The organism is Streptomyces sp. URMC 126 (assembly GCF_051386555.1).
In the GTDB taxonomy this organism is placed as follows: domain Bacteria; phylum Actinomycetota; class Actinomycetes; order Streptomycetales; family Streptomycetaceae; genus Streptomyces.
The window spans coordinates 1-3,683 of sequence record NZ_JBPQTX010000478.1 but is presented as its reverse complement, the minus strand read 5'-3'; the positions used below and the strand labels follow the sequence as shown (position 1 = coordinate 3,683).

At 72.3% G+C, this 3,683-nt stretch carries 1 protein-coding gene; it reads right to left on the bottom strand.

The features are described 5' to 3' along the window. Positions 1–53: 53 nt before the first annotated feature. A complete protein-coding gene (gene mfd / locus ACSNOK_RS31640) occupies positions 54–3,581 on the bottom strand; it encodes a transcription-repair coupling factor (RefSeq protein ID WP_436784237.1) in 3,528 nt (1,175 codons plus the stop codon). Positions 3,582–3,683 lie beyond the last annotated feature (102 nt).

Sequence of the window (3,683 nt, the reverse complement as noted above, 5' to 3'; positions counted from 1 at the left end):
GCCTCGGGGCGGGGTCCGAGCCGTTCGGAGACCGGGGGCCCGGGCGCGGCCGGTCAGCCGAGGATGGTGGTGAGGAACTCGCCGGTCCAGGCCAGCAGTTCCCGGCCGACCAGCGGCTTGCCGCCGATGGGGCGGGTGGCGGGCCGGGGCACGAGGATCTGCCGGTTGGCGGGCTTCATGACCGTACGCGGGTAGAGCCGCTTGAGCCGCAGTTCCTGCGACTCGCGCAGCTCGACCGGGCCGAAGCGGACGTTGGAGCCCTGGAGGGTGATGTCCGTGACGCCGCAGGCCCGGGCGAGCATGCGCAGGCCCGCGACGAGCAGCAGGTTCTCCACCGGCTCGGGGAGCTTGCCGTAGCGGTCGGTCAGTTCCTCGCGGACGGCCTTGATGTCCTCCTCGCTGTTGGCGGAGGCGATGGCGCGGTACGCCTGGAGGCGCAGCCGCTCGCCCGGCGCGTAGTCGTGCGGGACGTGGGCGTCCACCGGCAGTTCGATCTTGACCTCGAGGGGCGGCGGCTCTTCCGCTCCGCCCGCTTCCAGGGAGGCGCGGTAGTCCGCGACCGCCTCGCCGACCATGCGGATGTAGAGGTCGAAGCCGACGCCGGCGATGTGCCCGGACTGTTCGCCGCCCAGCAGGTTGCCCGCGCCGCGGATCTCCAGGTCCTTCATCGCCACGTACATGCCGGCGCCCATCTCGGTGTGCTGGGCGATGGTGGCCAGCCGCTCGTGCGCGGTCTCGGTCAGCGGCTTCTCCGGCGGGTACAGGAAGTAGGCGTACCCGCGCTCGCGGCTGCGGCCCACGCGGCCGCGGAGCTGGTGGAGCTGGGAGAGGCCGAAGTTGTCGCCGCGCTCGACGATGAGGGTGTTGGCGTTGGAGATGTCGATGCCGGACTCGACGATCGTCGTGGAGACCAGCACGTCGAACTTCTTCTCCCAGAAGTCGACCACGACCTGCTCCAGCGCGGACTCCGACATCTGCCCGTGCGCCGTGGCGATCCGCGCCTCGGGGACGATCTCGCGCAGCCGGGCGGCGGCCCGGTCGATGGACTCGACGCGGTTGTGGATGTAGAAGACCTGCCCCTCGCGGAGTAGTTCGCGCCGGATGGCGGCGCCGATCTGCTTGGGGTCGTAGGGGCCGACGAAGGTGAGGACCGGGTGGCGCTCCTCCGGCGGAGTGGTGATCGTGGACATCTCGCGGATGCCGGTGACGGCCATCTCCAGCGTCCGGGGGATCGGCGTCGCGGACATGGTGAGCACGTCCACGTTGGCCCGCAGCTTCTTCAGCTGCTCCTTGTGCTCGACGCCGAAGCGCTGCTCCTCGTCGACGATGACCAGGCCCAGGTCCTTGAACTTGGTCTCGGAGGAGAACAGCCGGTGGGTGCCGATGACGACGTCCACGGACCCCTCCCGCAGCCCTTCCAGCACCGCCTTGGCCTCGGTGTCGGTCTGGAAGCGGGACAGCGCCTTCACCACCACGGGGAACTGGGCGTACCGCTCGGAGAAGGTGCCGAAGTGCTGCTGGACGAGGAGCGTGGTGGGCACCAGCACCGCCACCTGCTTGCCGTCCTGCACCGCCTTGAAGGCCGCGCGGACCGCGATCTCCGTCTTGCCGTAGCCGACGTCGCCGCAGACCAGGCGGTCCATGGGGACGGACTTCTCCATGTCCTCCTTGACCTCGGCGATGGTGGTGAGCTGGTCGGGCGTCTCGGCGTACGGGAAGGCGTCCTCCAGCTCCCGCTGCCAGGGGGTATCCGGGCCGAAGGAGTGGCCGGGGGCGGCCATCCTCGCCGAGTAGAGCTTGATCAGGTCGGCGGCGATCTCCTTGACCGCCTTCTTGGCGCGCGCCTTGGTCTTGGTCCAGTCGGCACCGCCGAGCCGGTGCAGCGTGGGGGCCTCGCCGCCCACGTACTTGGTGACCTGTTCCAGCTGGTCGGTGGGGATGTAGAGGCGGTCGCCGGGCTGGCCGCGCTTGGCGGGGGCGTACTCGACGAGCAGGTACTCGCGGGTGGCGCCCTGGACGGTGCGCTGCACCATCTCGATGTAGCGGCCGACGCCGTGCTGTTCGTGGACGATGTAGTCGCCCGCCTGGAGGGTCAGCGGGTCGATGGTCTTGCGGCGGCGGGCCGGCATCCGGCCCATGTCCTTGCTCGCGGACTTCTGGCCGGAGAGGTCGGTCTCCGTGAGCACGGCGATCTTCAGGTCCGGGTGGACGAAGCCGCTGTCGAGGCTCCCGCAGGAGACGTGCACCAGGGCCGGGGAGAAGTCGTCGAGTTCGGCGTCGAGCCGGGCCGGGATGCCCTCGCCGCCCAGCACCTCCACCGTCCGCGCGGCCGGCCCGTGCCCCTCGGTGAGGAACAGCGTCCGCCAGCCGTCGGCCAGCCAGCCCTTGGTGTCGGCCAGGGCGCGGGCGGTGTCGCCGCGGTAGGACTCGGGGGCGTGCATACCGAGCGTGAGGGTGTCGCTGTCGAGGTCCTCGTCGGCCGCGAAGGGGCTGACGGACCACCACATCATGCCCAGTTCGCGGGCCCGGTCGCGGACGTCGGCGATGCTCCACAGCGAGGCGGCGTCCACGTCGATGGGCGCCTCGCCGCCGCCCGCGGTGGCGGCCCAGGACGCCTGGAGGAACTCCTGCGAGGTGGCGACGAGGTCCGCGGCGCGGGTCCGCACCCGCTCCGGGTCGCAGACGACGGCCATGCTGCCGGCCGGGAGGACGTCGAGCAGCAGCTCCATGTCGTCCACCAGCACCGGGGCGAGGGACTCCATGCCCTCGACCGCGATGCCCTCGGCGATCTTCCCGAGGAGTTCGCCCAGCTCCGGGTGGTCCTCGGCGAGCGCGGCGGCCCGCTCCCGGACGGCGTCGGTGAGCAGCAGCTCCCGGCAGGGCGGCGCCCACAGCCCGTGCTCGGCCACCTCCAGGGACCGCTGGTCGGCCACCTTGAAGTAGCGGATCTCCTCCACGTCGTCGCCCCAGAACTCCACCCGCAGCGGGTGCTCCTCGGTGGGCGGGAAGACGTCGAGGATGCCACCGCGGACGGCGAACTCGCCGCGCTTCTCGACCAGCTCGACGCGGGCGTACGCGGCGGCGGCCAGCGCCTCCGTCACATCGCCGAGGTCGGCGCTCTGCCCGCTGCGCAGGCTGACGGGCTCCAGGTCTCCGAGCCCCTTGACCTGCGGCTGGAGCACCGACCTGACGGGCGCGACGACGACGCTGACCGGCCCGGCGGCCGGGTCGTCGGGGCTGGGGTGGGCGAGCCGGCGGAGCACGGCCAGCCGGCGGCCGACGGTGTCCGAGCGCGGCGAGAGGCGCTCGTGCGGCAGCGTCTCCCAGGACGGGTACTCGACGACGCCGTCCGGCGGCAGGAGCGAGCGCAGCGCGGCGGCCAGGTCCTCGGCCTCCCGCCCGGTGGCGGTGACCGCCAGGACGGGCCGGCCGGTGCGGGCCAGGGCGGCGATGGAGAAGGGCCGGGCGGCGGGCGGTCCGACGAGGTCGATGTGCGGCCGGTTGCCGTCGCCCGCGGCCTTCACCGCTTCGGCGAGCGCCGGATCGTTGACGACGGCGTCGAGCAGACCGTGCAAGCTCATGAGGGGCTTCCGTCCCGGGAGGGTGACAACACGAATCGCCCGACGCGTGAGGGACGAGCCGGGTGTGTCTCCAGCGTACGACGCGGCGGTCGGGTGGGGGTG

Coding starts and splice junctions, on each gene's coding strand:
- mfd (WP_436784237.1), bottom strand. CDS start 3,581: ATGAGCTTGCACGGTCTGCTCGACGCCGTCGTCAACGATCCGGCGCTC.